Origin of the sequence: Nitrospira sp. (genome assembly GCA_024760525.1) — a bacterium.
Lineage (GTDB): Bacteria > Nitrospirota > Nitrospiria > Nitrospirales > Nitrospiraceae > Nitrospira_D.
Genome location: CP060499.1, coordinates 3,353,208 through 3,379,778 on the forward strand (window position 1 = coordinate 3,353,208; position 26,571 = coordinate 3,379,778).

At 55.6% G+C, this 26,571-nt stretch carries 29 protein-coding genes and 1 pseudogene; 10 read left to right on the forward strand and 20 right to left on the reverse strand.

Annotated features, from left to right (window positions below):
• Window positions 1-12 precede the first annotated feature (12 nt).
• The 5 genes from H8K04_15760 to H8K04_15780 form a co-directional block, all read right to left on the reverse strand.
• Window positions 13-2,256: an aconitate hydratase gene (locus tag H8K04_15760; protein ID UVT15255.1), complete on the reverse strand. Its 2,244-nt coding sequence runs from the start codon at window positions 2,254-2,256 to the stop codon at window positions 13-15.
• Window positions 2,257-2,421: 165 nt separating this feature from the next.
• Window positions 2,422-4,242: an ATP citrate lyase gene (locus tag H8K04_15765; GenBank protein ID UVT15256.1), complete on the reverse strand. Its 1,821-nt coding sequence runs from the start codon at window positions 4,240-4,242 to the stop codon at window positions 2,422-2,424.
• Window positions 4,243-4,329: 87 nt separating this feature from the next.
• Complete coding sequence (locus H8K04_15770; GenBank protein UVT15257.1) at window positions 4,330-5,526, reverse strand: ATP citrate lyase; 1,197 nt, start codon at window positions 5,524-5,526, stop codon at window positions 4,330-4,332.
• A 167-nt stretch (window positions 5,527-5,693) separates the two neighbouring features.
• A complete protein-coding gene (gene mutM, locus H8K04_15775) occupies window positions 5,694-6,548 on the reverse strand; it encodes a bifunctional DNA-formamidopyrimidine glycosylase/DNA-(apurinic or apyrimidinic site) lyase (GenBank protein UVT15258.1) in 855 nt (284 codons plus the stop codon).
• A gap of 89 nt (window positions 6,549-6,637) precedes the next feature.
• Window positions 6,638-7,069, reverse strand: a complete 432-nt coding sequence (locus H8K04_15780) for a dual specificity protein phosphatase family protein (protein UVT15259.1) — start codon at window positions 7,067-7,069, stop codon at window positions 6,638-6,640.
• 95 nt (window positions 7,070-7,164) lie between these two features.
• Here H8K04_15780 and H8K04_15785 point away from each other — a divergent pair, with 95 nt between their 5' ends.
• A complete protein-coding gene (locus tag H8K04_15785) occupies window positions 7,165-7,524 on the forward strand; it encodes a hypothetical protein (protein UVT18013.1) in 360 nt (119 codons plus the stop codon).
• 42 nt (window positions 7,525-7,566) lie between these two features.
• Entirely contained in the window at window positions 7,567-7,749 is a 183-nt protein-coding gene (locus tag H8K04_15790) for a hypothetical protein (protein ID UVT15260.1), read from the forward strand.
• 153 nt (window positions 7,750-7,902) lie between these two features.
• Here H8K04_15790 and H8K04_15795 read toward each other — a convergent pair whose 3' ends face one another.
• Window positions 7,903-9,084 carry a hypothetical protein gene (locus H8K04_15795; protein ID UVT15261.1) on the reverse strand — a complete coding sequence of 394 codons (1,182 nt, stop codon included), beginning with the start codon at window positions 9,082-9,084 and terminating at the stop codon, window positions 7,903-7,905.
• 38 nt (window positions 9,085-9,122) lie between these two features.
• Between H8K04_15795 and H8K04_15800 the strand changes: the two genes are divergently transcribed.
• Window positions 9,123-9,371: a hypothetical protein gene (locus H8K04_15800; GenBank protein UVT15262.1), complete on the forward strand. Its 249-nt coding sequence runs from the start codon at window positions 9,123-9,125 to the stop codon at window positions 9,369-9,371.
• 146 nt (window positions 9,372-9,517) lie between these two features.
• Here the strand turns inward: H8K04_15800 and H8K04_15805 are convergent, their stop codons facing one another.
• The 5 genes and pseudogenes from H8K04_15805 to H8K04_15825 form a co-directional block, all read right to left on the reverse strand.
• Window positions 9,518-10,852 (reverse strand): ferredoxin oxidoreductase, encoded by a 1,335-nt coding sequence (locus H8K04_15805; protein ID UVT15263.1) that lies wholly within the window; start codon window positions 10,850-10,852, stop codon window positions 9,518-9,520.
• Window positions 10,853-10,892: 40 nt separating this feature from the next.
• On the reverse strand, window positions 10,893-11,657 hold the full coding sequence (locus H8K04_15810; protein ID UVT15264.1) for a 2-oxoglutarate:ferredoxin oxidoreductase: 765 nt from the start codon (window positions 11,655-11,657) through the stop codon (window positions 10,893-10,895).
• Between the two features lie 114 nt (window positions 11,658-11,771).
• Window positions 11,772-12,002, reverse strand: a pseudogene (locus H8K04_15815) (hypothetical protein).
• Between the two features lie 21 nt (window positions 12,003-12,023).
• Complete coding sequence (locus tag H8K04_15820) at window positions 12,024-12,740, reverse strand: 2-oxoacid:acceptor oxidoreductase family protein (protein UVT15265.1); 717 nt, start codon at window positions 12,738-12,740, stop codon at window positions 12,024-12,026.
• A 24-nt stretch (window positions 12,741-12,764) separates the two neighbouring features.
• Complete coding sequence (locus H8K04_15825) at window positions 12,765-13,667, reverse strand: ferredoxin oxidoreductase (GenBank protein ID UVT15266.1); 903 nt, start codon at window positions 13,665-13,667, stop codon at window positions 12,765-12,767.
• 437 nt (window positions 13,668-14,104) lie between these two features.
• On the opposite strand from H8K04_15825, the gene H8K04_15830 reads away from it, so the two are divergent.
• The 4 genes from H8K04_15830 (at window position 14,105) to H8K04_15845 (ending at window position 16,225) form a co-directional block, all read left to right on the forward strand.
• The gene (locus H8K04_15830; protein UVT18014.1) at window positions 14,105-14,353 is read left to right on the forward strand and encodes a methylenetetrahydrofolate reductase C-terminal domain-containing protein; all 249 of its coding nucleotides are present in this window, start codon (window positions 14,105-14,107) and stop codon (window positions 14,351-14,353) included.
• A gap of 25 nt (window positions 14,354-14,378) precedes the next feature.
• The gene (queF, locus tag H8K04_15835) at window positions 14,379-14,780 is read left to right on the forward strand and encodes an NADPH-dependent 7-cyano-7-deazaguanine reductase QueF (GenBank protein UVT15267.1); all 402 of its coding nucleotides are present in this window, start codon (window positions 14,379-14,381) and stop codon (window positions 14,778-14,780) included.
• A 100-nt stretch (window positions 14,781-14,880) separates the two neighbouring features.
• Window positions 14,881-15,687 carry a symmetrical bis(5'-nucleosyl)-tetraphosphatase gene (locus H8K04_15840; GenBank protein UVT15268.1) on the forward strand — a complete coding sequence of 269 codons (807 nt, stop codon included), beginning with the start codon at window positions 14,881-14,883 and terminating at the stop codon, window positions 15,685-15,687.
• Window positions 15,688-15,691: 4 nt separating this feature from the next.
• Window positions 15,692-16,225, forward strand: coding sequence for a DUF309 domain-containing protein (locus H8K04_15845; GenBank protein UVT15269.1), 534 nt, complete (start codon window positions 15,692-15,694; stop codon window positions 16,223-16,225).
• Between the two features lie 62 nt (window positions 16,226-16,287).
• Here H8K04_15845 and panB read toward each other — a convergent pair whose 3' ends face one another.
• The 3 genes from panB to folD are packed head-to-tail and all read right to left on the reverse strand — an operon-like array spanning window position 16,288 to window position 18,834.
• Complete coding sequence (gene panB, locus H8K04_15850; GenBank protein ID UVT15270.1) at window positions 16,288-17,076, reverse strand: 3-methyl-2-oxobutanoate hydroxymethyltransferase; 789 nt, start codon at window positions 17,074-17,076, stop codon at window positions 16,288-16,290.
• Complete coding sequence (locus tag H8K04_15855) at window positions 17,076-17,963, reverse strand: methylenetetrahydrofolate reductase (protein ID UVT15271.1); 888 nt, start codon at window positions 17,961-17,963, stop codon at window positions 17,076-17,078. The genes panB and H8K04_15855 overlap by 1 nt, the downstream gene beginning before the upstream one ends.
• Window positions 17,964-17,973: 10 nt before the next feature.
• Window positions 17,974-18,834, reverse strand: a complete 861-nt coding sequence (gene folD, locus H8K04_15860) for a bifunctional methylenetetrahydrofolate dehydrogenase/methenyltetrahydrofolate cyclohydrolase FolD (GenBank protein ID UVT15272.1) — start codon at window positions 18,832-18,834, stop codon at window positions 17,974-17,976.
• Window positions 18,835-18,953: 119 nt separating this feature from the next.
• Here folD and H8K04_15865 point away from each other — a divergent pair, with 119 nt between their 5' ends.
• From H8K04_15865 to H8K04_15875, 3 genes are all read left to right on the forward strand, one after another.
• Window positions 18,954-19,997, forward strand: coding sequence for an NHL repeat-containing protein (locus tag H8K04_15865; GenBank protein ID UVT15273.1), 1,044 nt, complete (start codon window positions 18,954-18,956; stop codon window positions 19,995-19,997).
• 92 nt (window positions 19,998-20,089) lie between these two features.
• The gene (locus H8K04_15870) at window positions 20,090-20,695 is read left to right on the forward strand and encodes a hypothetical protein (protein UVT15274.1); all 606 of its coding nucleotides are present in this window, start codon (window positions 20,090-20,092) and stop codon (window positions 20,693-20,695) included.
• 12 nt (window positions 20,696-20,707) lie between these two features.
• Window positions 20,708-21,610: a universal stress protein gene (locus H8K04_15875; protein ID UVT15275.1), complete on the forward strand. Its 903-nt coding sequence runs from the start codon at window positions 20,708-20,710 to the stop codon at window positions 21,608-21,610.
• Window positions 21,611-21,715: 105 nt separating this feature from the next.
• Here H8K04_15875 and H8K04_15880 read toward each other — a convergent pair whose 3' ends face one another.
• From H8K04_15880 to fabD, 6 genes are all read right to left on the reverse strand, one after another.
• Entirely contained in the window at window positions 21,716-22,321 is a 606-nt protein-coding gene (locus H8K04_15880) for a peptidylprolyl isomerase (GenBank protein UVT15276.1), read from the reverse strand.
• 59 nt (window positions 22,322-22,380) lie between these two features.
• Window positions 22,381-23,088, reverse strand: coding sequence for a ribonuclease III (gene rnc / locus H8K04_15885; protein ID UVT15277.1), 708 nt, complete (start codon window positions 23,086-23,088; stop codon window positions 22,381-22,383).
• 13 nt (window positions 23,089-23,101) lie between these two features.
• Entirely contained in the window at window positions 23,102-24,364 is a 1,263-nt protein-coding gene (gene fabF / locus H8K04_15890; GenBank protein ID UVT15278.1) for a beta-ketoacyl-ACP synthase II, read from the reverse strand.
• A 2-nt stretch (window positions 24,365-24,366) separates the two neighbouring features.
• Window positions 24,367-24,600: an acyl carrier protein gene (gene acpP / locus H8K04_15895; GenBank protein UVT15279.1), complete on the reverse strand. Its 234-nt coding sequence runs from the start codon at window positions 24,598-24,600 to the stop codon at window positions 24,367-24,369.
• Between the two features lie 90 nt (window positions 24,601-24,690).
• Window positions 24,691-25,434, reverse strand: a complete 744-nt coding sequence (fabG, locus tag H8K04_15900) for a 3-oxoacyl-[acyl-carrier-protein] reductase (protein UVT18015.1) — start codon at window positions 25,432-25,434, stop codon at window positions 24,691-24,693.
• A 78-nt stretch (window positions 25,435-25,512) separates the two neighbouring features.
• Window positions 25,513-26,448: an ACP S-malonyltransferase gene (gene fabD, locus H8K04_15905; protein UVT15280.1), complete on the reverse strand. Its 936-nt coding sequence runs from the start codon at window positions 26,446-26,448 to the stop codon at window positions 25,513-25,515.
• Window positions 26,449-26,571 lie beyond the last annotated feature (123 nt).

Consider the following 26,571-nt stretch of genomic DNA (forward strand, 5'->3'; position numbering starts at 1 on the left):
TTGAATATCTGTTTAGTTCAGCGCGTTCAACGCGGAACCGGCCTTAAACCAGGTTAGTTGTTGTGCTGTCATGCTGTGGTTCGCTTGGATCTTCACATCGCCGCCGGTCTTGTGAATGACCACCGTCACCGGCTTACCCGGCGCCAGGTTCGCCAAGTCCACGACGCTGAGCCGATCGTTCATCTCGATCTTCTCGTAGTCCTTGGGATCGGCGAAAGTCAACGGCAGGATGCCCTGCTTCTTGAGATTTGTCTCGTGGATGCGCGCGAAGCTCTTCGTGATCACCGCCCGCACATTCAAGAACCGCGGCGACATGGCGGCATGTTCCCGGCTGCTGCCTTCGCCGTAATTCTCGTCGCCGACGACGATCGATCCGATGCCCTTTGCCTTGTATGCTCGGGCGATCTGCGCGATCGTGAGGTTGGATTCGCCGGTCAATACGTTCGTGCCCTTGCCCGGCTCGGATGCGAATGCGCTGTTTGCGCCGAGGAACATATTATCGCTGATCTTGTCCAGATGTCCGCGAAACTTGAGCCACGGACCGGCAGGAGAGATGTGATCGGTCGTGGTCTTCCCTTTGGTCTTGATCAATAACGGCAACTTCTCCAAGTCCTTCCCATCCCAACGCGGGAACGGTTGCAGCAATTGCAGCCGTTCACTGGTCGGTGGAATGTCGACGGTCAAGGCATCGCCGTTATCAGCCGGCGCCACGTACCCTTCTTCACCCTTGGCGAACCCTTTGGCCGGAAGCTCTTCTCCCACCGGCGGTTCGAGTATGAATTCCTTCCCGTCGGCAGCCTTCAGCTTCTGGTTGACCGGATCGAATCGGAGATCACCGGACAGCGCGTAGGCCGTCACGACTTCCGGGCTGGCCAAGAACGACAATGTCTCGTTAATGCCGTCGTTACGACCCGGGAAATTCCGGTTGAAGGAGCTGACGATCGAATCCGCCTTCCCCTTCACGCCGTCGGCGCGTTTCCACTGCCCGATGCAGGGGCCGCACGAATTCGACAGCACGGTGCCCCCAAGATTTTCGAACGTCTCCAGAAAACCATCCCGCTTCATCGTGTGATAAATGCGCTCGGATCCCGGCGACACGAGAAACGAGGTCTTCGCTTTCAACCCGGCCTTGAGACCCTGCTGGGCGATGTGCGCGGACCGGCTGATGTCTTCATAGGAAGAATTGGTACAGCTCCCGATCAGGGCCGCCTTCAATTCAACCGGATACCCCTTTTCCTTCGCTTCTTCAGCCAGCTTCGAAATTGGTCGTGCGAGGTCCGGGGTGTGTGGACCGACGACATGCGGCTCTAGCTTCGACAGGTCGACTTCGACGATCTGATCGTAGTATTTCTCCGGCGACTGATACACTTCTGGATCGGACACAAGGAGTGCCTTGTTGGCCTGAGCCAAATTGGCCAGATCGGATCGGTCCGTGATGTTCATGTAGGCAACCATCTTTTGGTCAAACGGGAACACGGACGTTGTCGCCCCGAGTTCGGCCCCCATGTTGCAGATGGTGCCTTTCCCTGTCGCACTGATCGTCTCCGCGCCGGGTCCAAAATATTCGACGATCTTATTGGTTCCGCCCTTGACCGTCAGCAGGCCGCACAGGTAGAGGATCACGTCCTTCGGCGAGGCCCAACCGTTCAATTTGCCGGTCAGACGGACACCGATGAGTTTCGGATGCAACACCTCCCATGGCAAACCGGCCATAACCTCACCTGCGTCAGCGCCGCCGACGCCGATCGCCAACCCGCCCAATCCACCGCCGTTGGGCGTGTGAGAGTCGGTGCCGATGATCAAACTGCCGGGGAACGCATAGTTTTCGAGCACCACTTGGTGAATAATCCCGGCGCCTGGCTTCCAGAACCCGATCCCATATTTCTTGGCTGCTGAGGCCAGGAAGTTATAGACCTCCTTGTTTTCATCCACCGCGCGAAGCAGATCCTTTTCGGACCCCATTTCAGCGCGAATCAAATGATCACAATGGATCGTGCTCGGCACGGCCGCTTTACTTTTTCCGGCTTGCATAAATTGAAGCATCGCCATCTGCGCCGTGGCATCCTGCATCGCCACACGATCGGGGCGCAGCGCCAGCATGGCTTTGCCACGTTCCCAGTGTTGCGTCTCGAAGTTATCGGCATGCGAAACGAGAATCTTCTCCGCCAACGTCAAGGGACGGCCGAATTTCGCCTTTGCCTTTGCGCAAAGATCCGGCATCTTGGCGTAGAGCTTTTTCGCGAGCTCGAGTGACATTGCTCTCTCCTTACGAGCGGGCTAGGGACATGATGTCGGGAGCGAGGGAGTTGCTCTCCCTTGCCGCGCACCCTTCACCGATAGCCTCTGTTAGAGCGGCACATCCCGCCACTCTCCGAGCAGCAGGAGCTCCCGCAGTTATTTCAGCGGTGTCACTTCGCGGCGCTATTTTAACGGCGGTACTTCCCGCCGCTTCGGCGCCGCGTAGTTCACCAGGTAATCGAATAGCCGAATCAACCGGCTGTCCTGTCGCTTCTGATCGACCCAGTGGCCGATCAACCCGATCGTGCGCGAGAGAATAAAGAAGCCGTTCAAGCTGTCGACTGGGAAGCCGAGATCGACCAGAACAGCCGCCATCGTCCCATCCACGTTCAGAATCAGATTGTCTTTCTTGGCCGCCGTCACCTGCTCAACTTGCAAGGCGAAATCGAGACAGGGCGTCTTGATATGGAGACTCTTCACATAGCCGACGAGTTCCTTCACTCGCTTGTCCGGATTGCGCAAGCTTTTTACCCGGTGGCCGATACCGGGCACAGGCCCGACGTTCTTCTTCATGTAGGCCAGGAACTCATCCACGTTCATCTTGTTGTCGACCGCATATTTGAACCAGCGACCGGCGTCCGTGACCGCGCCTCCAAAGCGAGGTCCAATCATAATCAATCCGGCAGCCACGGCTTGCGACAGCCCGATCCCGGCGCAGGCGGCCAGAATCGTCGCATAGGCCCCGCTGACACAGGGGCCATGGTCGGCTGATAGCATCATAATTCGCTTGATGATTTCGGCCTCTTGCTTCGAGATCAGCCGCTTGTCCCACAGTAAACCGATGACGTGCGGGATTTCGTAACCCTTGTTGATGAGTTCGGAGGCTGGATAGCCGTCATAGCACGGTTCGTCACCGCGATCGTCGCTGATCGTCGTGCGGATGAGGGGCGCCACCATGACTTCGTCCGCCTTGATCGCTTCTTCGACGGTTTTGGGGAGCTTGGGAAGACTGACAGGCTCGATGATTTCTTTGATCTGACCGGATTTCAAGAGTTCCTGATACGCGTCCTTGATGGCAGGTCCAAGAGCGCCGAATGTCGGAGGGACGATGGCACCGGCCTTCTTGAGCGCATCCGACTTGGACCTGGCCGACCCTTCTCCCTTCATCCCTTCCTTGGCGCCGGCATGGCCAAACTTCATCCCCTTCGGTAAACTTTCCTGGCAGAATCCGGAGACGACACCGATCAGCTTGACCCGTCGTTTCTTGGCTCCATACCACTCGGCAGCCCGCTCTTCGAGGTCCCCACCCATTTCACCGACGATCACGACGGCTTTCGTCTGTGGATCGTTCTCAAACATTTCGAGATAGCTCACATAGTCGGTGCCGGGATAGGCATCACCGCCGATCCCGATGGCCGTCGTAATACCGTCCGCAAACTGCGAGCAGATCCAGATGATCTCGTTGGACAAACCGCCCGACTTCGTAATGACGCCGAACGAACCCTCACGATACAACTTCGACAGCACCAGGTTATCGAACGCTCCGCCGATCACTCCCAACCGGCACGCACCGGCGGAGATGATTCCGATCGAGGAGGGACCGTTGAACACCTTGCCGAGCTTGCGGGCATGCGCGCCAAGCAGCTTCGCGTCTTTTTCCGGCACTCCCTCTGTGATCATTGAGACCACCTTGATGTGGGAGTCATCCAGCGCTTCCATCGCGCCCTTCATCGCGCGGTCCGCGCCGATATAGACGAGGCTGGTGTTGATCGTCGAATGGTTCTTGGTCGCTTCAGCAATAGTCTTATAGATCGGGATCGCCATCAAGCCGCTGCCGTACGGAATTTCGTTGGTTTTGCCGGCGTCCGGCGGATAGACGAACGCCTCGACGTTGAGCGGACGCTTGATCAGATAGCAGAACTCTGCCATACGGCGGGCTGCATTGACGCCCGCGGCGCCACCCTGGATCACCACGCGGGTGTCTTTATTGGCTAGAATACTCATCGGAATCTCCTCTTGTCAGTGCTGAGTGCCGTGTCCTGAGGCGACGAGTAGCCCGCTACTCACCCCTTAGAACTGCACGCTGTCGTTTTACTTATGCAACGCTTTGTCGACAATATCCGTCAGCGGGGTGTTGCGGTCGAAGACGTGGATGTCGAAGCCCTCGTCCTTGAGCGCGCGCATCGCGTCAAGACCTTCTTTTTCACGAGGTCCCCCACGGCGGACCCAAATCTTGACGTTTTTCATCTTGCCGTCGCCCTTTGCCTTACGGAAGCCGTTGATAATGCCTCCAAACGTTTTTTTCACATCCGTGAAGTTCGCAATCGCGCCGCCGACAATAATGTTTTTGATCCCGGGCAAGGAACAGACCTTCTCCGTCAGGACTTCGACGGCCCAGTCAGGAGGATCGCCGGAATACTCGGCATAGTTGGCAAGCTTCCCGCCACGAGCCACAACGGCATCAGAATAATACACGCTTGCACCGCCGCCGGCTGGGAGCATCGCCGTATCGCCGCCAGGAATTTCGATGAACTTGACCGACCCCTTGATTTTTGAATCGACCGCCATGACCTCCATTTCGTCTTTGGAGTAGGCACGGCCGAACTCAGCGGCAAACTGGAAGTTCCAATCCGGATGGCGGAATTTGGCGTCACCGTCAAGGAGGGTGACCGCGTCAAGCGCCACCAATTCGCCGTCGTGCTCCCGGATCACGACCGGATTCACTTCGAGATACTGCGCATCTTCGGTGTCGAAACAGGTGAACATCTTGCCGGCGAAATCGGCCATCTTCTTGCTCAGTGCACCGGTAAAACCTGCGTCTTTTGAAAGCTTTTCCAGCGCTTCGTGGGTGGGAGCCTGCCCGACTTCGAGGCACAACCGCTTCACCCGATCCCAGTTCGATTCGACTTCGATTCCACCGCAGTTCGCGACGAGGATCTCGCTGCCTTCCCGTGTGGACTTTACCGCGCAATAGTATTCTTCCTTGTGAGGGATCATTTCGGAGACGATGACCTGGCTGACTGTGATACTGCCGACCTGACGACCAATCATTTCCTTGGTCGCAGCCACCGCACCGGCGAGATCAAGCCCGACCTTCACCAGACCGAGTTTGAAGCGCGACCCAAGGGCCTCATGCGCCTTCGCGACCAGCTTGGAGTTCTTCATCCAATCATTGGCTTGTCCGAGCTTGGCAAGTTCGTCTGCGGAAGTGACGACGACATAATTGGGAACATGAATGCCCCACTTCTTCATCAGCCCCATCCCGGGGCCTTCCAACACCTTAGCCATGCGAATTCTCCTTCGTCGTGAACGTAGCCGATTAGGGGAGCCGGATTGTAGCGGAAATCAACAGGATGTCTCAAGACACCAGAGGGACTAAAGTGGAGAGGATCAAAAGGCCTAGCGCGGGTTTACCAAGTTGCCTGGAGACCTAAGCGCTTAAAAAACAAAATGTTCTACTGCATAGTCCTTTCCCGTGGGAATCGTAACGATTGACAGTGAGGGCACAAAAAGGAGCTTCGTTCACTTTGAAGCCGTCGAATCACTCTGCCACATTGATTGGGACAGGGCTGCCCTTCCTTTCCGTAGACCAGATGCTGACGTTTGTATTGCCCCTCTGTTCCATCAGGAGCAAAAAAATCTCGCACGCTCGACCCCCCGCAGGCGATCGCCTCCCCAAGGACCTCACGCATGATCTTGTAGAGCCGTTCAACTTTCCCCACGGAAAGCCGGTTGACCGGCATATTCGGGTGTAGACCGGCTCTAAAGAGAATCTCATTCGCGTAGATGTTCCCGATGCCGGCAATGACCTGCTGATGCATCAAGAGCGGCTTCAGCCGGCCACGACGTTCTCGCGAGACTCTCACGAAGTCCTGCTGCGAGACAGAGAGCGGGTCCACTCCGAATCGGCGAGCAAGATAGTGCTCAAGCCCCGTCTTGTCCAGCAGTGAGAGCCGGCCGAATCGACGAGGGTTCCAGTATCGCAGTTCCGGTTCACTCGCACCCTCGAACACTAGTCTGACATGTATATGCTGTGGATGCTTGGTGGACACCGACCGGAACAGGAGCAGTCCGGTCATCCCAAGCTCGGCCACCACATAGCGCCAGGCTCGTTCATTCACAAAACCCAAGACAACACTCTTTCCGTATCGATCGACAGACTGCAAGATGGCACCGCGATACAGGGACAAGGACGTGAGTCCCGACCGTACAATATCGGCCCGTCCGACCCACACATCGCGCAGTTGTGCACCGAGAAGGCAAGAACGAATCTGTCGGGCAACGACTTCTGCTTCTGGCAGCTCCGGCATAACTTGACCAGTCGATAGAGCGGAGAGACACCTATTACGCCACGCGGATTACGGAAAGGCAAGACGATAGTGTGAGATTGGGAAAAGACTCACGACTGAGGGACGGGAGGATTACCGGCACGTCGGAGTTGGCGAACCCGTTCGATCGCCACTTGAAGATTCGGCAACGGCATGGCGCCGGGTCGTCGAGCCATGACCAACTTCAACGTCTCATCGTAGGTCCGGCCTTCCACGCAACACAGATATGCCATGACCACGGAAACCGAGCGCCCCATTCCAGCTCGACAGCAGACCAGCGTTCGGCTTGTTGGTGCGCGCAATTCAAGCCATTGTACGGCTTCCATCAGCTTGGTGGGATCGGCTTTGGCAAACTCTCGAAGGGGAATCCGTCGATAGTCCACCCAAGGAGCCGGCGTGATTGAAAACTCCTCGGCCACGAGTAAGAGCGTGCCGACCGTGGCAGGAGGCTCCTGCGCATCATCGACGCTCCCCACCAACAGATTGTCCGTAATCACATGCATGGCGATGTCAGTATAGCTCGACTATGGTGCGCGTCAAGTCTTCTCGCCGTCTGCGGCGGTTGCGATTTCCTTTCTTCGCCCGTTATACTCGCAACATGGTCACGCTAACCCAACAGGAAGTGGAACGGCGCCTGAACACGGTGTCCTGTGCCATTTGTAAACAGTCCAGCTTTGCCATCGACGAACGATTCATGGGACCGGATGGTGACTGGCGTGCCATCTGCAAAAAGTGCTACTACACCTTTCCGGTCTATACGGACATGGAGTTCTACCTGCGAACGCAACCCGATGTGCCGCTGCGATTAAAGGAGATCTCCTGCATGGCCTGCAGTCAGAAGGGAGTGAGTCTCGATTTCCGAGCGACGGTGTCCGTACGAGAAGCGTACTATTTCGTCACATGCCGGAACTGCAAGCAGCAATTCCCTGAGAAGTCGTCGCTGGAGGCATTCGAATAAATTTACCCACGTTCTTCTGAGCGCGGGTGTATACTAAGTCCTATGACTGATCATCCAAAACAGCCTGAGCCCTCCTCGCCGGAAGAGAAGCCCAAGACGAGAAAAGAAATTCCTGTGTTCGCCATTCAGGATGATGATGCGGTAATGGCTGAAGAAATGGCCGACCTGTTCGAAGAAGACAAGGTGTCCCACCAGCACGGTAGCTCTGAACCGGAAGCGGATTAGCCATCTAAGGACCGCGAACCTGTCATCGGTCACCCCGTTCGTCCTGACTCCACCCATCCCTCTGTGGAATCATTCAATCCTTTCTTGTCTGAATAATTCATGATGACGCGAACGATACGCCCGTCCGTTCGCCGCTTCCTCCCCTGCATCTCCTCACACTGAGCGAACGATCTGGACAGTGCCATCCTGTTCGATCCGTCCCAGCGACGACACCTTCCCCTTTCGTTCTTTGTGAACAATCTTTTCGATCTGCACGATGGCGCCACGATGCCACTGATCGAGCGCTTGGTTGTGAGGAGAGGCGAGACGATCCTGCCGCCCAACCTCCTGTCGGCCTCGCTCATTGCACAGCCACGCCCGCTTTTCACCCTTGAGTTGACGGAGTTCGCTCACGATTCGATAGACCTCAGGTCGCCGTTCAACGATTGTCTTGCCGTCTTTACGCAGCAACACATACGAAAACTTTAGGGCATCTTTGATAAAGCCTACTTGTTCGTCGATTTGCTGAACAATCATCGGCGGCTCCCACATCCGCTCTTCATGGCACCAATCGTCAGGCTTCGCGAGGGCCGGGCAATTCCGTTCATGGAGACAGGGGCTATAGATCGTGCACCGGTTGTCATGGAGTAATCGGTCGCGCACCTGATGCAGTGCTCGTGAGGTCTCGCGTAATGCCGGTTCCATAATCATCATGGTGCCGGAGGTTTTAAGGAGGGATAAGGCTTGTGTCACGAAGCGAGTCCGCGTTTCGACCGGGTCTGTCGCACCGGCATACATCTCGTTGAGACAGTTCGCCAGGATGATGAGATCGAAAGGCCCTCTTGGCCCTACTGCGTTCAACCATACGCTTCGTTCCAAATCTCCTTCGTAGGTTTGAAGAGTCGCTCCCCTCACCCCTGCTGCTTGACTATATCGCTCCCACAATCGTGCAGCATCATGCAGTGCCGACGATGAGCGGTCCACGCTCACAACAGACAAGGCCGAAGCCTCCCGGCGCCCATGCCACCAGTCGAGGACCGCGAGGCTCCCGGTGCCCGGCCCTGATCCTAGATCAAGCACGGAGAATGGTCCATGTTCCTTCTCGACCGGCATTTCATCGAGAAGCACTTGGATCTTGGCAAGATTCACCGGCAGAAAATAATTGAGATATGCGGAGGCAAAGGAGGGAACGTCAAGGTACGAGTAACCTAATGTGGGTCGCTTCTTCGTGAAGAGACTTGAGAGTTGAGCGACTTCCTGTGCAAGGCCCTTTCGCCGGACACCTCCTCCCTGTATCGCCGCCTCTTCAATGATCTGGAGCACAATGGAAGAAACGGTGGCGTTGAGGCTTTGCATAAGCCTAGTGTATGCTCAGCGTATTACGGAGGACAACTATGACGGATGAAATTCTGAAAGCCTATAAAGAGGTCGAAGCGGCCGTGGAACGCTATATCAGATTGCTGCACGACCACGTCACGATGTTGCAGAATGTGGAGCCGCCAGGTTCGGACAAGGTCCTACGAATGACCGCAGGCTCGAAGGCCATGACGGATAGTGCGTCAATCTACCTCTCGTATGCGAAGTACGTGGCCTATGGGATGCCGGCCAGTGAGGAGATGGCTGAAGACGACATTCAGGGCTGAGCACGCCTCTCGTCATTCACCAAACGTCATTCATAAGGCACCTGACAGGTTTTCAGAGTCACGGGCGGCGAAGCACGCGCGTTCGCAGAAAATACAAAGGCCCGATCCCATGAAGGATCGGGCCTTTGTTTCTCTGAAGCTTCGCCTCAGATGCTGCGCATAAAGTGAGCAACCTCGTCAGGATTGACCACCCCGCCCATTATCTGCGACATCGCGACGTTGGTGGATTTCTTACCGCTCACACCGGATTCGACTTCGTCTACGATCAACTCCACCGGCATGGACTGACCGCCGTACACGCGCGGCCCGCCGATGATTTTTGCGTTGGAGAAGCCATAGATGGCGGTTGCCACTTCCTTCGCCAGCCAGCCGACGTAGTTGAATTCTGGGACCACGATGAGCTTGGCCTTCACGCACAATTGGCGCAGTTCCTTCGTCGGAAACGGGCGGAGGGAGCGGACCTTGATCAGCCCGACCTTCATACCCTTTTCCTTGCAGAGACGAACCGCTTCGCGCGATTGCGCGGCTGCGCTGCCGGACGCAATGATGATCACTTCGGCATCATCAACATTTTCAGCCGTCAGCAATCCGCCCATGTACCGATCGATATATTTCCTTGAGCGCTCGACCGCTGCCCAGACTTCCTGCTGCCAGACAGCGTGAATATTGTACGCCATGAAATTGGACTTCTGAACCGGGGCATCGCGCGATAACCGGGCCGGAGGATTTTCTGCATCCAGGACTGGAACCGCCCCGCGCCATGCCTCTCGACCAGGCAGTTTGATTCCTCGATCCTGCATGCGAACGTAGCCACGGGCATGGGTGACAAAGAAGCCATCACAGCAGACACCGACGGGCAACGTCACGTCATTCTTTTCGCTGATCGTGAAGCCCGCCATCGTAAAATCGAACATGTCCTGCTGATTTTCAGCGTGAAACACAATCATACCGCAGTTGAGCAAATAGGACACTTCGATGTTATCCGGCTGAATAGCGAGTGGAGCGTTGACAACTCGGCAGGTAAACATGGCGACGACCGGAAGACGGTGGCCTGGCCAGGAAGCGATACCTTCAAGGCCGCGTAACGTACCGGGGCCGGCAGTGGCAGTGTAGCAACGGACCCCTGCACGAGACCCGCCGGCGATAGCGGCCATGACGCCAACTTCTTCTTCGCCACGATAATACTCCTTCACATAGCCTTCCCCGTAGAGTACGCCGACGAGCTGCATCGTTTCGCTCTGCGGCGTGATGGGATAGGCAATGGCCAAATCCACATTTGAGCGTCGGATCGCCTCCTTCGCCGCTTCACTGCCGGTAATGAACTCTTTAGTCCGAGGCGCCTCGTGAAACATATATTCCGGCGTCACGACCCGCTGCCTTTTGGCCTCGCCATGGGGATCTTTCTTCCCATCTGACTTAGGCACGGCCACGCTGGTAATCGGATCGCCCTGTGGATTGGTTTTGACTTCGGTCTCGCTCATAGTTACACCTCTTGGCTAGTTCGAGCGTTGCCGCTCGACCTTATCCTTCCCGCTTCATGTGCTCGGCAGAATGACCAAACATCGCCGCACTACCCGTCCCACCTGGAGTCGGAGCGAACGCCATGGGGTTAGTATGGGTCTTCCCGCCATGCACTTTGGACTGTGTGCCGGTAAACCGGACATTTTCACCGTTCTCCGGCAACTTGATTCCCATCTCCTCCCGGATACGCTTGAAAATCTGAGCCACACGCTTGATCTTCAGCGTATCGGAGTCTCGGATTGTCAGCATCGCATCTTCATGGCCTTGCTCTGCACAAACCGCCATCGTGCAGCAATTGGTTCCAGCCCTGATCATTTTGAGGGTGAGATTCGCATAATGGCAATGCACACCGATGAAGATACAGGCTTCGATCTTATTGCCCCAGATCGTCAGATTCGGATGATTGGGATTGATGACTTCTTCGGGATCGATCTTCGGGTATTTCGGCCGATAATCCGGCATCGGAATGATCATGACTTCAGGGATCTGCGCCGCGATTTCGAGCGTCGCCTTCGCTTTTTCTACAGCGTGATCGTTCCAAGCCCACAGGAGGAGAGGACCTGGGAAAATAGTGGCATTTGGGCTCGTGAGCATCTTCCGAGCCATCTCTTCAATCACGACCTCCTCATTGGGCTCGAGGAGGCCATAGTACAATGCCTGCCCAGGATCCGGCAGGGCTACACCTAACTGCGCTGCAGACGGCGGATGAAATCCAGCTGGACCCGGTACGATGATCCGCTCTCTCGTATCTTGTGTAGTTGCCACGCCTGACTCCCCTTCCTTAACTTACCCGACGACAGGACTTGCTAGAACCGCCGTGGTGCTCTTCTCACCATAAGTAATATTGTCTGTCAATGCCGCTTTGGGCAATTGATCGATCATGATCATCTTGATGGCATTGTTCTTCGCCATGTTGTCACAGACCCACACGCACTGCGCGCACCCCTTGCAGCGGTCTACGGCCACATAGGCTGAACCGTATTTGAATCCGCGATCTTTCCCCATCTCATCACTGTAATTGATCGTGTTGGCTTCCGGGCAGTATTGCGTGCAGAGCTTGCAACTCTTTGCGGCACAGATTTCAATACTGATATCAGCTACGAGGTACATGAAAACTCCTTTATGGCTCGGCTATGCGGTAGCCGCTGCCACTGGTTCTTCAGCACGTTTGACGTCGGCCGCAGCCCAACCATGGTCGACGGCGTAGTTCCATCCTGCGCGCATGACCGCGACGTTCTTCTCGATCAGTTCCTGCTTCTTTTTGAACTTTCGCTCAACAACGCTATCGAGTGCGGCTGTACCGCCGGATACCACGAAGCCTTTTCCGAGGAACCGATCCTTCACCGCCTGATCCAATCCAGCCATGCTCGTCAGGCCTGTAATCGCACCGATACAGCCCATCAGGGCCATGTTGGTGGCGAGGTCCATGCCTGCGACCTCCAATGAGATCTTCGTCGCCGGGAAGTAATAGAGCTTCGCGCGACGCTCCTGTAGCTCACGCGCCTGATCCCTGTGTAAATTCATCGGGCCATCATTATTGATCAGCGCAATCCCGTCCTCTTTCAGACCAAAGTAGAACGGCATCGTATAGGATTTGCCGTGCGTAATGACCTGTGGATGAAAGATGATGATGATGTGCGGAAATGTGATTTCGCCGATTTCATAGATAGGCTCATCCGAAACACGGACGTAGCTTTCAACCGGCGCCATTCGCTTTTCCGATCCGTAAAACGGCACGATGGTGCTTTCACCACCGGCGTTGATGACGGCTGTGCTCAGAATATGTGAGCCGGTCACAACACCCTGTCCACCGACACCTGCCATTCGAATGTTGAATCGCTTCGCCATAGTTCAGACTCCTTTTCGTCGTCCTTAGGCCTTGCCTGGAATCGCACCGGCGGGAGCGGTCGGCTTCGGGAGATATTCTTTGTAGCCATACCGATCGGCTAGATATTGTTTTGCTTCGTCACTGACATATTCCGTGAACTGATACCGATCGTTTTCGACCGTCTTCGCATCTTCCATGACTTTGTCGGTAGGAATCGCATACTCGATATTGCAGGAAGTATACGCCTGAATATAGCTCGAGCCGACTTCGCGAGCGATCAAGACGGCCTTCTTAATGACGCTTTCTACACGGCGTGGATTATTCGGCACCACCGTCGCCACATAGGCGCAACCCGCAACCTTCGCCATCTGTAACATATCCATCTTTTCGAACTTCTTGCCGAGAGGGGCCATCTTCAGCACAGCGCCCCGATTGGTCATGCCGCTTTCCTGACCACCAGTATTCCCATACACTTCGTTGTCCAACATGATGGTCGTAAATCGCTCTTTGCGGAACCACGAATGGAGAACCTGTTGGAATCCGATATCCGCCGTTCCACCATCGCCGGCCATCACGACCACATCCTTCGGCTTGTCGCCGAAGCGAAGACGGAGGCCACGGGACAGGCCGCTCGCCACGCCGTTTTGGTCGCCGTAGTTGCCGTAGACGAAAGGAATCGCAGCCTGAGAGATGGCAAGACGACCGCATCCGGCTGTTCCGACAGTAATGGTATCTTCGGGATTGGGAAACGCAATCATGGCAAGCCGAATGAAGAGCGTCATCGCGCAACCGGCACACATGGGATGCTCCTCCAACACTTCCTTGAAACTTCCCATCTGTGAGACCGTGACCTTTTTCCCAAAAGGTCCATGCTCCACCATGTCCCGATATTCTTTCGGCATAAACTTTTCGAACCCATTCGAAAATTTGACATAATCAAGACTCATCAGGCACCTCCCTATATCGTGAGCAACGGAAGACCGCTGCTTATATTCCCTACGCTGTCACATGCAACGAAAAAACTTGGAGACTTGAGGATCTGGACAATCGAACCAACACTCTCGGCCACTGAATCTCGGCCATCCTAGCAAAGCCGAAAAAAGACTGTCAATCTTGCTCAAGCCTTTTCTCGCCCCCATGGATGCTCGACTACACGTACCCCGAATCGTCTACACACCTGTAAAGATTATAACGCCACGGAAATCAAAGCAACTTCTAAGTGGACCCAGGGCATCCGAAAGAAGGCCTAGATCCCACTGGCTGGATAGGCCATTCGCCCCAAATATCTCAAACGATCGACTAGCACGCATGAAAGTCTCCAAATCTTTCAAACATTCATGTTTAGAGATTGCCGATTCGCCGCGTTCCGTTTACACTGACTTTTATGCTACTACGGGTGCTCATCCCGGGCGAAGATGACGCGGGTGTCCACGTAGGCGGGGTCCATAAACGCCCGCCGATTCCGGACGATTCAATCAAGGCTGAATGCCCGAAGTTCATGGCACACGGCCCTTGCGGAGGTGTCCGTCGGGGTGGACTGTGCGAAGTCTATCCCGAAATGAAGTGTCCATGGGTCTCGCTCTACATTGAATTGGAAAAAATCGGCCAGACCGAATGGATGAAGCAAGTGTGACGAGACCGGCGGAGAAGAGGAGAACATGAGAGGTAAGCAGAAGACCACGAAATTGGGCTACAATGAGCGGCACGCGAGAAGCGGTATCGACTCTCCTCTGCCTGAACTAGACACTTTCCCAAATCAGTATAAGGGGTATGAAATAACGATTGAGATTCCCGAATACACTGCGATCTGTCCGAAGACCAATTTGCCGGACTTCGGGACCATCACGCTGCACTACATGCCTGATCAAAAATGTCTCGAACTAAAATCCCTCAAGACATACATCCATGCCTATCGCAATCTCGGCATCTTCTATGAAAATGCCGTCAACCGAATCCTCCACGATGTCGTCACGTCCAGCCGACCCGTTTGGGCGAAAGTGACCGGTACGTTCACCGCTCGAGGCGGACTGTCGAGCCAAATAGAAGCTAAGTTTCCATAACTGAACACTCGAATGGACCGAATCTGCCGGTGAGAGGTCACCGTCTCGCCTCGGTGTCGTCACGACAAGTTGAACGCGAAAGGAGAACGATCCTTCATCCATGGCCACCTATGCGATCGGCGATGTGCAGGGATGCCATGATGCCTTACAACGGCTTATTGAGAATATTCGGTTTGACCCGACTGTCGACCGTCTCTGGTTCGTCGGCGATTTGGTCAACCGTGGGCCGGATTCGCTTTCTGTCCTCCGCTATATCAAGGATCTGGAAGACAGAGCGGTTGTCGTGCTGGGCAACCATGACCTGTTCCTCCTTGCCGTTGCGGAGGGCGTTGTCGCGGTTCGCCCTGAAGATACCCTGCAGGCGGTCCTTGAAGCACCGGATCGTGATGAGCTTCTCGCATGGGTCCGTCAACAACGGCTCTTCTATCACGAAGATCCTTTCGCCCTTGTCCACGCAGGCGTACTGCCTCAATGGTCGATCGAAGAAGCTCAACAGCTGGCCCATGAGGTTGAAACCGGCTTGCGGGGCCCATTTTATCGGGACGTTCTCCAGGCTCTCTATCCCAGTAAACACTTACAATGGTCCTCAACCTTGACCGGTTCGACTCGACTGGCAACTATCTTGAAAGTCTTCACAAGACTTCGGGCTTGCTCTCCCGATGGTCGGATGGAATCTACTTATAGTGGACCCCCCGAACGAATCCCCGTCGGATATGTCCCCTGGTTCAAAATTGCTGACCGATCCCATCGCGACACGACCATCATCTGTGGACACTGGGCTGCATTAGGACTCCACTGCGAAGCACATCTTTTAGCCATCGACAGTGGCTGTGTGTGGGGACGGCAATTGACGGCTTTACGGTTGGAAGACCGAGCAGTCTTTCAGGTGCCCTGTAACGGCGTCTGAGACGATGGCGATTGAGCCGACACCGCCCGATCCCAACGGACCGCGTTATTCCACACAACCGTTTCCTTCGTACCGGTTTGCGCCGGGCCTGGCACCACACCCACGCCGTGATCCAAGCGGGCATTCATATGGTAAGCCGGAGCGGAAACCAACCCGGTTCGCCGTAGATGAATGGCAGACTTCAGAGGATTACTTGTATGGGATCGACCTCTATAACTTTGCCTATTGGTGGGAATGCCATGAGGTTTTTGAGGGACTGTGGCACGCGTTCGGACACAACAGTGAGCAAGGAAACCTTTTTCAAGCCCTCATCCAGTTTGCCGCATCGAACCTGAAATGGTCTCTAGGCAATGAGACCGCTGCACGGAAACTTGCCCGTAACGGGTTAGACCGATTACAAAAGGTCCCTTCTCCCTACATGGGCATCGATGTGACCGCTTTTACCGAACGGTACAAAACGACAGCCTCTGAAGGTTCAGAATTCCGTCCTGCTCTCCTCACTCTTCTCACCTGCGACTCCTCGCAAAAACCGGGATAACTGACTCAGCGGGAACGAGACCGCTCGTCCACATGCACGGCAAGTCGAGAAACGATGCTGATTTAGCGGTAGCTCTCGGAGTCGCTGGGGAATTTCCCCTGTTCGACTTCTTCCTTGTACCGATTCAGCGCTTGAAGAGCATCCGCTTTAAGGTGAGCGTAGGTTTTGACGAATCTCGGGATGAAGGTATCAAAGAGACCAAGCAGATCGTAGAGCACGAGTACCTGGCCGTCGCAGTGTGGACCCGCTCCAATCCCGATGGTGGCGATCGAAAGGGCTTGGGTAATTTTCTTGGCCAACCCGACAGGCACCGCTTCCAACACGATGGCGAACGCCCCGGCCGCCTCAAGCGCTTGAGCATCTTCCAATAGTCTGGCCGCTTGATCTTCGACTTTGCCTTGGACCTTGTAGCCGCCAAGCGCATGGACCGATTGCGGGGTCATGCCTAAGTGGCCCATGACAGGAATCCCAATGTTCACGATCGCCTTGACTCGATCCGCTACCGCCGCGCCTCCCTCCAGCTTCACCGCTGCGGCCCCGGCTTGCAGTAACCGGCCCGCATTGCGGACAGCCTCTTCCGTACTCACCTGGTAGGACATAAACGGCATATCGCTGATCACCAGACACTGCTGCGCGGCGCCGGCTACCAGTTTCGTATGGTACAGCATGTCCTCCATCGTGACCGTGAGCGTATTGGGTTTTCCTTGCACAACGACGCCCAGCGAATCTCCCACCAGGATCGCGCGAATCCCCGCTTGCTCCACAATGCGAGCGAAGAGCGCATCGTAGGCCGTCACGACAACCACCTTCTTCTTTTCTCGTTTGTACTGCTGAAAATCGAGGATGGTCATCAGTCCAATTCGGCCTTGGTGATGATTTCTCCCAACCGATGTGTCGCTTTGATTGCCATGATATGGACACCGTCGCAGTGTGGCCGCACCGCCTTGATCGTCCGTACAGCGATGTCGACTCCGACATCCTCGGCTCTCTCACCGGCCGCCTTGAGTTCTTCGATCATCTCGTTTGGCACTGAGATGCCCGGAATGTTGGCGTTCATGAACTCAGCCATCTTGTGATTGCGCAATACAAGAATACCGGCCAGGACCTTCACTTTGAACGGCCGGATCGCCTTCATAAAGCTCCCGAACTGCTCCGGATGGTACACCGCCTGGGTCTGAAAGAATTGGGCACCCGCCTTCACCTTCACTTCAAACTTGGCAAGCATAGGCCCCAGCGGATCAGCTTCAGGAGTCACAGCCGCGCCGATGGTAAACGCCGTCGAGCCATCCAGTTTATGGCCGGTCATGTCGTGCCCATTGTTCAATCCCTGCACAAGCTGCATCACTTGAACTGAATCGAGATCGTAGACCGGTTTGGCTTCCTTGTGATCGCCGACGGTCGGGTAATCGCCGGTGAGGCACAAAATATTTCGAATCCCGAGCATATGCCCACCCATTAAATCCGACTGCATCGCAATTCGGTTGCGATCACGACAGGTCAACTGCATCACGGGATCATGCCCTAGTTCATACAGGAGGCGGCAGACCGGCAGCGAGCCGGCACGAACCACGGCCGCCGTATTGTCCGTGACATTCACTCCGTGGACACGCCCTACTAACTGTCTGGCATTCTCGAGCACGGACGAGATGTTCGTGCCCTTGGGAGGATTGTACTCGACCGTGACGGCGAACGTGCCTCGGTTGAGAATATCGATCAGGCGCTGTGGCTCTCGGCTCATGGCTAGCCCCTCATATCATTCCTGCTGCTCTCTTGGCGGACTCTACTGTATTTTCCAGCAGCATCGCGATGGTCATCGGGCCGACTCCACCCGGAACAGGGCTGATCCAACCGGCTTTCTGGCTCACAGCTTCGAAGTCGACGTCGCCGCACAATTTGCCCTCAGGTGTTTTGTTCGTACCCACGTCGATGACGACCGCTCCCTCGCGCACCATGTCGGCCGTTACAAACTTCGCCTTTCCGATCGCGACCAACAGTAACTCTGCCTCACGGCAGACCGCAGGGAGGTCTCTTGTCTTCGAATGGCAAATCGTCACCGTCGCATTTCTCTGGAGCAGCATCAACGCCAACGGCTTTCCGACAATATTGCTTCGTCCCAGTACAACCGCCCGCTTCCCTTCAATCGTCACGCCGGCCGATTCAATCATCTTGATGACGCCTTTAGGGGTACAGGCCTCGAATACGGGATGCCCTTCCACAAGCCGGCCGAAGTTGTATGGATGAAAGCCGTCTGCATCCTTGAGCGGCGAGACGGCTTCCAGAATGACCTTGCTGTCGATATGCTTGGGAAGCGGGAGCTGAACCAGGATTCCATGGATTTTAGGGTCAGCATTCTTTTTGTCGATCAACGCCAAGAGCTCAGCCTGCGTCGTGCTGGCCGGGAGCTTGTGATCGTCGACATGGATCCCTGCCAATTCACAAGCCTTTTGCTTATTACGAACATAGACATGCGAGGCAGGATCGTCACCGACCAAAATGGTTGCCAGCCCCGGTTTAATCGATTTCTTAGCGAACAACTCCGCGGATGCCTCCGCCAGACGGTCACGAACCTGTTGCGCGAGCGCTTTTCCATCAATCAATCGTGCGGTCACAGTCCCCCTCCCCTGTAGCTATTTGGCCAGCAAAATCGTTGCAACTTAGCAGGTGAATTTTATGCAAGTCAACGCTGATTGAACGGTTGAAGGTCCGCGCGAGTAGTCAGGAATTGGGGATGTTGACAGTCTCTTCACACCTTCGATACGATAACTTAGATCTAATCAGGGATATCCGCTCGTTGCCCTTGTATTCCTACTACCGTTTTCTCCTCCCTTGGGCATTTACTCTTGGCCTTACGCTACCGGGCGAGGCAGCCCAGATTACAGGCTTGGAATCCCCCAACAGTTTCGTCGGCGACCCCACGGCGAAAGAATATTTTATTTCCAACATTAATGGGGAGCCGGAGGCCCGAGACAACAACGGCTTCATCACAAAGTTGAATTCCGAGGGAAAGATCATCCACCTCAAGTTCATCCAAGGCGGCGGGGCGGAACTTCTGCATGCTCCAAAGGGGATGGCCATCGTGGGATCGATCCTTTATGTCGCGGATCTTGACCAATTGAAAGGTTTCGACAAGACAACCGGAAAACTCGTGACCACGGTCTCGTTTTCCTCTCGATCCCAGACACCGGTATCCCTGACCGACGTGACGGTTTCACCGACCGGCCTTCTGTACACCTCGGACCAAACGGCCAATTCAATCTACCGCATCAACCCATCGGACAATTATCGAGTGGACCTGCTGATCCACGACGACCGCCTTGCCGGCCCCGCAGGAATCGCGATCCATCCGAAAACCAATCACCTCATTGCCGTGAGCTGGGACAAGGGGAAAATTCTCGAGATCACTCCGGATGGACAGCTGACTGAACTGGAGTCGAATGGATTTTTTACCAGTCGTTTCCAGAATCTGAGCGGCGTCGATTTCGATCAATGGGGCAACATGTATGTGTCGGATTTCACGAAAGGCAAGATTTGGCGCATGACCAGGGACCATCGATTCCAAGTCATTGCCGAATACCTCCCCGCCCCGGCTGATATCAGCATCGACCGAGAAAATAACCTCATACTGGTTCCCTATCACTACGTGCATGCGGCCGAGATGAATGGGCTGGAAGCCCCGTCAACGGCCAGGCCCAAGGGCGATAAACGCACACTGGCCGACTATGGGTTCATTCCTCCGCCCCCAAAGCCCGCGCCGGAAGAGATCAAAAAATGAGCTTATGTGTCTATTGCCACAATCGGAAGGGGAAGCGGGCATGTCCGGCCCTGGGAGGATCGATCTGCAGCCAGTGCTGTGGCGAGCATCGCATGACGCGAATCTCATGTCCCCACGACTGTGCCTATCTTGACAGTGGGAGTGATTACCAGCAGAAACGGCTCGGAGTGCAATTCGCGTCCGTTCGCCGAAACTTCTATCAGGAGTTGGAGCAATCGGGGGGGCATAAAGCCGTCGGGCTCTTCAACCTGATTGAGGTCGTCACGTTCAGCTATTTTGAAGGACGGAGGGATGGGCAGGATGTCGAGGTCGTCACGGCACTGCAAACGCTCCGCCGCACACTCAGCCCACTTCACATTCCGGCTGCCCCTGCCCCGGTTTTTGCCGAGCGCCTCAAAAAAGAGTACGAGGCCTTTCACAAGCAGCATCCGGACCAGATTGCCGACTCGTCCGACGCCCTCACAATCCTGGATCGCGCCGTCCAGTTTGTCTCTTCATTTTCAGAGAATGAGTTTCAGTCAAGCCGGTTTCTGGGAGGACTGATCGGTTACGTGAAGGTGCAGCATCCGGAAATCGCGGCGCACCTCAAGAAGCAGCATGAATCGGGACATATCCTTCTGCCGGGACAATCGTTCCTACCACCACCCGCCCCCGAAGAACATACCCATGGTCCCGACTGCCGGCATCATAGTCATTAGAGAGGATCGTCCATGCCTCTTCCCGACTCACTCGACATCCCTATCCTTCGGAACATCTTTCATCCATCCGATTTCACCCCGGCTAGCGAAGCCGCGTTCGCGCATGCCTTGAGAACCGCCTTGATGGCTCAGGCCAATCTGACGATTCTACATGTCTCATCTGATCGGGATACGGAATGGATGGAGTTTCCCGGTGTACGTGCAGCACTGGAACGATGGGGCCTGCTACCCATGAACAGCCGGCGATCCGATGTCGCCAAGTTGGGTATCAACGTCAAGAAAGTCCAAGCGGTCCATCCGGATCCCATTGAATCGGTCACATCCTACGTAAGGGAGCATGCGACAGATCTGATCGTGCTTGCTACTGATCAAAGTAAAGGCGGCCTTCCATGGTTCAGCAAGTCCGTGGCGGTGCCCGTTGCTCTGGAGTCACGGCAGATGACCCTCTTTATCCCGAAAGACGCAGCCGGATTCGTTTCTTCGCATGATGGGTCCATCTCGTTGACCAACATCCTGATTCCCGTCACCTCCACGCCACCTGGCCAGGCGGCACTCCAGGCCGCCGTGCGGATGGCATACCGCCTCAATTCTCCCGCCGGCGTCTTTACGGTACTACACGTCGGCGAGGAAGGAGACCTGCCCGATCTCCACTACTTCGATCTGCCCGGCTGGCGGTGGAATAGAATCACCAAGCAAGGAGATGTGGTGGACGTGATCTGTGGAACTGCGGAAGAGATCAGGGCGAATCTCATTGTCATGACGACCGAAGGACGCCATGGCTTTCTCGATGCCTTGCGGGGAAGTCATAGCGAACGGGTGCTTCACAAAGCGCCCTGCCCGCTGCTGGCGATCCCAGCAGGCGGATTTATTGCCTCGGTGTTGGAAGCTCAATCAGAAAGCCGGCTAGGATCCTGAAGCGGGACAAGACTCTCCGCGGGACTGTCACTTCACGCCTGAGTGTAAGTAAGAAGCGGCTCCACTGTTCGAGAACAAGCACCCAATATGGGATGCCGATGGATACTACTCCACAATCGTGACGGTCATTTCTACACGCTCTTTGGGATTATCCCGCTCGTCGCGCGCAACATTGACGATCTTATCGGCCACACCGATTCCCTTGGTCACTTCGCCAAACACGGAGTACTTGCGATCCAAGAACCGCGAGTCCTCTACCACGACGAAAAACTGAGAACCGGCCGTATCCGGCTCGGCTGCTCTGGCCATGGAAACCACCCCGCGCTTATGTGGAATATCGCTGAACTCCGCCTTAACGGTATAGCCGGGGCCACCCTGACCATAGGTATCCTTCTTGAGCGTATCCTTCGTATTCGGGTCACCGCCTTGAATCATGAAACCGGGAATGACGCGGTGAAAAATGGTCCCGTTGTAAAAGCCGGACTTCGCCAGCTTGATAAAATTCTCCACATGTTTTGGTGCAACGTCCGAATGGAACTTGATTTCGATATCACCGAATTTCGTTTTGATGATCCCCCGCGGCCCTTTCGGGGTTTCAGCTTTTGGTGTGGTCGCCGTATCCGCGGCGATCACCGACTCGATACCTGAGACTGACAAGGCAATTCCCACCAGCACTCCCAGACAGATTCGCCATCCTGTGCGCTTCAGCATCACCAACCTCCACAACCGTTTACATGACAGTACTGTCTCATCCTACCACGTGTCGCGCGTCAACGCGCAACTTGCTCCAGTGCTCGTTGCGCCGCCTCCTGCTCCGCTTCCTTCTTGCTGTGTCCTTGGCCAATGCCACAGACCTTGTCATTCACGTGGACTTCGACTTCAAAGAACTTGTGATGATCGGGTCCAGTTTCTCGCACAATCACATACCGAGGCAACACTTCATATCGTTTCTGGCACCACTCCTGGAAGCGAGTCTTGTAGTCATCCCCTCCGGGCTTCGTTTGCAAAAGCTCGATGCGGCACAGCTCATCCTTCAGCACATCGATGGTGAAATCGCGACTGGCCTCAAACCCTCCGTCGAGGTAGACCGCGGCGATGACGGCTTCCAGCGCATCAGCCAGGAGTGAGGCTTTGTCCCGCCCATTCGAAAGTTCTTCACCTCGACCGAGCTGCAGGTAGGCTCCAAGATCCAGACGCCTGGCGGCATTCGCCAGCGGGCTCTCACTCACGAGCTTCGCTTTGAGTTTCGAGAGAGCGCCCTCGCTCAACTCAGGATATCGGCTGGCAAGATAATCGCTGACAATGAGCGACAAAACGGCATCCCCCAGGAATTCCAGCCGTTCATTATGTTTTCGATCCGCGTCTCGTCGTTCATTCACGTACGATTTGTGTGTCAGCGCTTCCGTCAAGAAGGCCGAGTTCGTGAATCGATATTTGAGGAAGGCGGGAGGAGAATCGGCTGAAGAAGCCGGTGTCATCGTGGCGTGCGTATTAGGCGTCCAGTCTCTTGAAGATCAAACACGCATTCACCCCGCCGAATCCGAACGAGTTGGACAATGCCATCTGAATGGCAGTCGGCCGCGCTTTATTGGGGACGTAGTCCAAATCACAGGCGGGATCCGGGTTGTCGAGATTGATCGTGGGCGGGAGCACTCCGTGGAAAAGCGCCAGAATACTGAAGACGGCTTCAATCCCGCCCGCTGCTCCCAGCAAATGACCGGTCATGGATTTGGTCGAGCTGACCGGAATGCGAAAGGCTTGTTCACCGAACACCTGTTTGATGGCCCGCGTCTCAATGGCATCGGCCATCGTCGATGTGCCATGCGCGTTGATATACCCGATCTGGTCGCGTCTGATTTTGGCGTCCTTGAGCGCCAATTCCATGCAGCGGACGGCTCCCTCACCCTCTTCAGGCGGCGCCGTAATGTGATACGCGTCGCTGTTCATCCCATACCCGATAATTTCGCCGTAAATTCTAACCCCCCGTCGAAGGGCATGATTCAGTTCCTCGATCACCACCACGCCCGCACCCTCACCCAACACGAACCCATCCCGGTCCTTGTCGAATGGACGGCTCGCTTTGGTTGGTTCATCATTCCGGAACGACAAGGCCTTGGCCGCCGCAAATCCTGCCACGCCCAACGGAGTCACGGCCGCTTCGGCCCCCCCGGCCACCATGACATCGGCCTCACCCCGTTGAATCAGGCGATAGGCGTCTCCGATGCAATGGTTGCCCGTGGCACATGCCGTCACCGCGCACGAGTTGGGCCCTTTGGCCCCGATCCGAATCGCCACTTGCCCGGAAGCGAGGTTGATGATCGTCATTGGAATGAAAAACGGTGAGACCCGCCCAGGTCCCTTACCTTTGAGCACCTCATGATAATGCTCAATCGACCCAAGCCCGCCGATCCCGGAGCCAATATAGACCCCGACCTTTGTGGCCTCCTCCGGCGTCACCTTGAGGCCGGCATCATCCACAGCCAGCTGGGCGGCGCCCACCGCATAGTGGATGAACGCATCCATCTTCTTGATCTCTTTTTTCTCGATGAACCGAGCAGGGTCAAAATCTTTGACCTCACCGGCAATCTGAGCGTCATATCCCGTCGGATCAAACTTGGTGATTCGGCCGATCCCGGACTCGCCGGCACAGAGCGCTTTCCAGGTCTTGTCGACACCCGTGCCTAATGGAGTGACCAGTCCCAAACCGGTGACCACCACACGCCGTGTGCCCGGATCAGACGTTCCTTGAGACATGCCTATGACTTTTCCTTGATGTAGTCCAATGCCTTCCCAACGGTCAGAATCTTCTCCGCATCCTCATCGGGGATTTCGATCGAGAATTCTTCTTCGAGTGCCATCACAAGCTCGACGGTATCGAGCGAATCCGCCCCAAGGTCTTCAACGAAGGAGGCCTCCGGTGTCACCTCGTCTTCCTCCACACCGAGCTGCTCAGCAATAATTTTCTTCACGCGCTCTTCAACTGTTGCCATCGCTATGCCTACCTCCTTCCCCAATGTGACTCCCTCTGCACCGCCACATGGGGATCTGTGACGGCTATACGTCCAAGAAATTCGACGCGTTTACACCATCAACATCCCGCCGTTCACATGCAAGACATGACCCGTAATGTAGGCCGCGTCTTCGGACACAAGAAATCGGACGGCCGCGGCAACATCCGCGGGCGTACCCAGCCGCCCCAACGGGATTTGTTTCAGCAACGTGTCTTTCACATCGGCCGGTAGTCCATGAGTCATCGCCGTATCGATGAAACCGGGCGCCACCGCATTCACCGTCACGTTACGGCTGGCATATTCCCGACCAACGGTTTTTGTGAACCCGATGACGGCCGCCTTTGAAGCCGAATAATTCGCCTGCCCCGCGTTCCCAATTACTCCGACGATCGAGGCGATATTGACGATACGACCGTACCGCTGCTTGGTCATCGGCTGCAAGACCGCTTTCGTGCAATTAAAGGTGCCGTTCAGATTGATCTGAAGCACCAGATTCCAATCTTCCTCCTTCATCCTCAACAACAATCCATCGCGAGTGATCCCCGCATTGTTGACGAGGATGTCGACTTTCCCCCAGGCCTTCAAGACTTGTTCGACCATCGCTTTGGTGTCATTGGCATCGGCCACGTTGACTTTAAGGTTCAACGCCTTGCGCCCTAGCTTTTCGACCAAGCCGACCGTTTCCAACGAACGGCTTGGGTCGAGATCAGCCACGGCGATGTCGGCCCCCGCTTGGGCAAGGCATTCGGCAATGGCCCGACCGATTCCTTGGGCAGCGCCGGTGACAATCGCGGTTTTTCCTTGTAGCAACATCACAGACCTTTCCGGCGGTACCTTAACAAGCCGACAGAGCGTTCGTCATCTGGTGTTTCATGTGAAGCCGATTGTGCGCTAGCTCACTGCCTGGAGCGTCGCATCCAGTGACTTTGGATCATTCACATTCAACAATTTGGAGTCCGGCAGAATCCGCTTGATCAAGCCGGTCAACACGGTGCCCGGTCCCACCTCCACAAACGTCGTGACCCCCATCTTTCCCATTGTATGCACGGTCTCCTCCCACAGCACGGAAGAGGGCAGCTGGCGAACCAACGATGCCTGGATTTCGCTTGCCAGTCTGATCGCTTTCGCCTCCGCATTGTTCACCAGAGGGGCGCTGAGATCAGACCACTGAACCGCGGCAAAGTCCTTGGCCAAACGATCGGCGGCTGGCTGCATCAACGGAGTATGAACGGGCACACTCACCGGCAGAGGGATAGCCTTTTTACAGCCTTGTGCCTTGGCCAATTCAATCGCTCTTTCCACCGCCGCCTTTTCACCGGCAATGACCACTTGCCCCGGCGAGTTGAAATTCGCCGCCGCGACAACCCCGGCGGATGACGCCGTGCGGCACACATCCTTAACCACGCCGGCGGCGAGACCCAACAGGGCCGCGACAAGACCGGTTCCCGGAGCCACGGCTTCCGACATGTAGCGTCCTCGTTTCTGAACCAGGCCAACCGCATCCCGGAATGAGAGGCCGCCGGCCGCAACCAGCGCCGAATACTCGCCCAAACTATGTCCCGCCACCGCGACCGGCTTGATTCCGACCGGCTCCAACAGCCTCAACGCCGCCATGCTGCTGACCAGCAAGGCCGGCTGGGTGAATTCCGTCAGATTGAGCCGCTCAGCCGGTCCCGTAAAGCATAACGCCCCGACATCATAACTCAAAACCGAGGTCGCCTCATCATAGACGGACTTCAAAGAGGGATGAGTATCATAGAGCGCCTTACCCATCCCCACTGACTGAGATCCCTGTCCTGGAAAAACAAGCCCGATTCCTTGAGTCATGGGGGGTTAGATATCTTAGAAATCCCGCGCAAAGTCAACGGGAAAAGTTTCTACCAGCCGCCATTCTCCGCAATCAGCGTGAGTCTGCTCCAGGAGTCGTGCCGGATCACCGATGGATACTCC

Bases quoted from the DNA above. Each gene is read 5' to 3' on its own strand.
- H8K04_15790 (UVT15260.1), top strand. From the start codon at position 7,567: ATGACTGATCATCCAAAACAGCCTGAGCCCTCCTCGCCGGAAGAGAAG.
- H8K04_15880 (UVT15276.1), bottom strand. From the start codon at position 22,321: ATGCTGAAGCGCACAGGATGGCGAATCTGTCTGGGAGTGCTGGTGGGA.
- H8K04_15785 (UVT18013.1), top strand. From the start codon at position 7,165: ATGGTCACGCTAACCCAACAGGAAGTGGAACGGCGCCTGAACACGGTG.
- H8K04_15840 (UVT15268.1), top strand. From the start codon at position 14,881: ATGGCCACCTATGCGATCGGCGATGTGCAGGGATGCCATGATGCCTTA.
- queF (UVT15267.1), top strand. From the start codon at position 14,379: ATGAGAGGTAAGCAGAAGACCACGAAATTGGGCTACAATGAGCGGCAC.
- H8K04_15855 (UVT15271.1), bottom strand. From the start codon at position 17,963: ATGAGCCGAGAGCCACAGCGCCTGATCGATATTCTCAACCGAGGCACG.
- fabD (UVT15280.1), bottom strand. From the start codon at position 26,448: ATGACTCAAGGAATCGGGCTTGTTTTTCCAGGACAGGGATCTCAGTCA.
- H8K04_15760 (UVT15255.1), bottom strand. From the start codon at position 2,256: ATGTCACTCGAGCTCGCGAAAAAGCTCTACGCCAAGATGCCGGATCTT.
- fabF (UVT15278.1), bottom strand. From the start codon at position 24,364: ATGTCTCAAGGAACGTCTGATCCGGGCACACGGCGTGTGGTGGTCACC.
- H8K04_15805 (UVT15263.1), bottom strand. From the start codon at position 10,852: ATGAGCGAGACCGAAGTCAAAACCAATCCACAGGGCGATCCGATTACC.
- H8K04_15875 (UVT15275.1), top strand. From the start codon at position 20,708: ATGCCTCTTCCCGACTCACTCGACATCCCTATCCTTCGGAACATCTTT.
- H8K04_15865 (UVT15273.1), top strand. From the start codon at position 18,954: ATGTTGACAGTCTCTTCACACCTTCGATACGATAACTTAGATCTAATC.
- fabG (UVT18015.1), bottom strand. From the start codon at position 25,434: ATGTTGCTACAAGGAAAAACCGCGATTGTCACCGGCGCTGCCCAAGGA.
- H8K04_15800 (UVT15262.1), top strand. From the start codon at position 9,123: ATGACGGATGAAATTCTGAAAGCCTATAAAGAGGTCGAAGCGGCCGTG.
- rnc (UVT15277.1), bottom strand. From the start codon at position 23,088: ATGACACCGGCTTCTTCAGCCGATTCTCCTCCCGCCTTCCTCAAATAT.
- H8K04_15795 (UVT15261.1), bottom strand. From the start codon at position 9,084: ATGCAAAGCCTCAACGCCACCGTTTCTTCCATTGTGCTCCAGATCATT.
- H8K04_15770 (UVT15257.1), bottom strand. From the start codon at position 5,526: ATGGCTAAGGTGTTGGAAGGCCCCGGGATGGGGCTGATGAAGAAGTGG.
- H8K04_15765 (UVT15256.1), bottom strand. From the start codon at position 4,242: ATGAGTATTCTAGCCAATAAAGACACCCGCGTGGTGATCCAGGGTGGC.
- H8K04_15780 (UVT15259.1), bottom strand. From the start codon at position 7,069: ATGCATGTGATTACGGACAATCTGTTGGTGGGGAGCGTCGATGATGCG.
- H8K04_15845 (UVT15269.1), top strand. From the start codon at position 15,692: ATGGCGATTGAGCCGACACCGCCCGATCCCAACGGACCGCGTTATTCC.
- panB (UVT15270.1), bottom strand. From the start codon at position 17,076: ATGACCATCCTCGATTTTCAGCAGTACAAACGAGAAAAGAAGAAGGTG.
- H8K04_15870 (UVT15274.1), top strand. From the start codon at position 20,090: ATGACGCGAATCTCATGTCCCCACGACTGTGCCTATCTTGACAGTGGG.
- H8K04_15830 (UVT18014.1), top strand. From the start codon at position 14,105: ATGCTACTACGGGTGCTCATCCCGGGCGAAGATGACGCGGGTGTCCAC.
- mutM (UVT15258.1), bottom strand. From the start codon at position 6,548: ATGCCGGAGCTGCCAGAAGCAGAAGTCGTTGCCCGACAGATTCGTTCT.
- H8K04_15820 (UVT15265.1), bottom strand. From the start codon at position 12,740: ATGGCGAAGCGATTCAACATTCGAATGGCAGGTGTCGGTGGACAGGGT.
- acpP (UVT15279.1), bottom strand. From the start codon at position 24,600: ATGGCAACAGTTGAAGAGCGCGTGAAGAAAATTATTGCTGAGCAGCTC.
- H8K04_15825 (UVT15266.1), bottom strand. From the start codon at position 13,667: ATGAGTCTTGATTATGTCAAATTTTCGAATGGGTTCGAAAAGTTTATG.